The sequence below is a fragment of the Lactobacillus nasalidis genome (assembly GCF_016587775.1).
GTDB classification, from domain to species: Bacteria; Bacillota; Bacilli; order Lactobacillales; family Lactobacillaceae; genus Lactobacillus; species Lactobacillus nasalidis.
In genome coordinates this window covers 1-538 of record NZ_BOCG01000016.1, presented here as the reverse complement: position 1 = coordinate 538, position 538 = coordinate 1, and the positions used below count along the sequence as shown (strand labels likewise).

At 61.5% G+C, this 538-nt stretch carries 1 protein-coding gene; it reads right to left on the bottom strand.

All coding sequences use genetic code 11. The features are described 5' to 3' along the window. Positions 1-538: ketoacyl-ACP synthase III (locus lacNas_RS00150; RefSeq protein ID WP_507762765.1), on the bottom strand; the 538-nt coding region annotated here is incomplete at both ends.

The window sequence follows — 538 nt, the reverse complement described above, 5'->3', positions numbered from 1 at the left end:
CCGGCACCTTGTGCGTGGCAAACTTGTAAACCTCGCGCCCGTTCATCCTGAAAGGCGTCAGGCCCGTGGCCGGTCCTGGAAACGGCGCCGTTTCTGTCCGGCCGGCCGACAGGAAGTGGCCCAGCTCGCCGTAGCTTTTAAGCTGCGTCATCAAAAAGCGCGGTTCAGCCGCGTCTTTTTTGAGCAGGACTCCGCCGGCTCCGTCGCCAAACAAGACGGCGGTGCTGCGGTCCTGCCAGTCGACGAGCTTGGACAAGGTTTCCGCCCCCAGCACCATCGCCAGGCCCTGCGGCCTCGTCAGCATCTTTTCGGCTGCTTCTAAGGCATAAACGAAGCCCGAGCAGGCTGCTGACAAGTCGAAACAGGCGGCGTTTTTGGCGCCGACGGCTGCCTGCACCAAGGCGGCGGTCGAAGGGGTATATGCATCCGGGGACATGGTCGCGACGATGACCAAGTCGACCTCTGCCGGGTCTTGCCCTTCAAGCAGCTTTTTGGCTGCCCGGATGGCCAAATCCGACGTGTTTTCGTTTTGACTGAT